The following is a 962-nucleotide window of genomic DNA, read 5'->3' on the forward strand; positions in this document are numbered from 1 at the left end:
TCGGCACGCAAAGCAATGATTTCATTCGTTTGTGGGTCAATAGAAACGTATGCAGAGAAAGGTTCAGCGTTCTTGGGAGTCACTTCGATGGTTTTACCCAGATTGCCCGTAGTGAGAAGTGCCTCCTTTTCTTCAGGAGAGAACTTGTAACCCATATAGGGAAAGTCAAGCTGTGGCTCTTTTCTCAAAGGATGAATTGCCAAACCGACATTGCCGCTATCGTCCGTACGGAACGCAAGGCGGGCTTCGGTGTAGATGGTCGTGTCGCCAATGGGAACGGCAATCGTTACGAGGTTGGTCTTTTGCCAGTTAAGCATTTTTTCCAGTTCTCCGCCCTGTTCCAATCTCTCACGGGACAGTCCAAGGTTGTCGAGCATCTTCCAGTCCACTTTCTCGGGGTCGATGGCAGTGGTATTCTTCTTTTGCGGCAGATAATCATCAAAGGACACCCCAATCTCTGCCAGCTGCTGCTTGCTTTCGAGCCTCTCGCGGTTTTGCAGCATGGTACGCAGGTTGTCCACGCCCTGTTCCACATTGTCTGCTACGACCTTGTACAACCCGAAATGAGTCGGATTATTAAACTGTTTGAGGAAGTTGGCCATGAAATTCTTCAGAAGTCCATCCTTGTTGTTGAACTTCAAGAATGCCGCTTGGTTGGCAGCGACAGCCTCTGTTGTTTTAAGGTTTCCCTTGTCGTCAATACCAGAAACTACGGAGAGTTTTCCTGTTTCCTTTTCGTTCTTTACTTCCGTGCGGTCTTCCAAGACCAGCACATAATTGTCATTGCTGTTTGATTCCATTGCTTGATAATTTTAATGGTGAATACTGTTATCAAGCAGCTAAATTATAGGTATATAAAGAGATTGGAACACTTTTGGGAAAAGCGGGAAATAAAAGGAAAGAATATGAAGTTAACCATTATAAAGATTGATAAATAAAACATTATATATACGTGTTAAACG

1 protein-coding gene is annotated in these 962 nt (G+C 44.6%); it reads right to left on the bottom strand.

Annotation, left to right across the window (positions count from 1 at the left end; translation table 11 throughout):
• On the bottom strand, window positions 1–800 hold an 800-nt coding region (locus HMPREF9420_RS12800; protein WP_007136163.1), incomplete at its 3' end, for a DUF4099 domain-containing protein.
• Window positions 801–962: the final 162 nt, after the last annotated feature.

Source organism: Segatella salivae DSM 15606, from assembly GCF_000185845.1.
Lineage (GTDB): Bacteria > Bacteroidota > Bacteroidia > Bacteroidales > Bacteroidaceae > Prevotella > Prevotella salivae.